Annotated in this window: 1 pseudogene; it reads left to right on the top strand. The window is 46.5% G+C overall.

What is annotated here, in order from left to right:
• Window positions 1-286, top strand: a pseudogene (locus HC175_RS24565) (3-hydroxyacyl-CoA dehydrogenase family protein); the annotation flags it as partial.

The following is a 286-nucleotide window of genomic DNA, read 5'->3' as shown; positions in this document are numbered from 1 at the left end:
AGATCACAGATGAATTATATAAGATTGACGATGCCATGAAAGCCGGTTAAGGTTGGGAACATGGGCCTTTCCAGATATGGGACGCCATAGGCCTGGAAAATGGTCTCGAGATCATGAAGCAGGAAGGTCGTAAGCCTGCAGCATGGGTGAACGAGATGCTGGAGAAAGGCAATAAGAGCTTCTATACCGTGAAAGACGGAAACACATGGTATTATGACATTCCGGCCAAGGATTACAAGAAGATTCCGGGGCAGGACGCTTTCATTATCCTGGACAATATTAGGGA

Source organism: Salinimicrobium oceani (genome assembly GCF_012037645.1).
The sequence above is the reverse complement of the archived record's forward strand: the minus strand, read 5'-3'. Positions and strand labels throughout refer to the sequence as shown.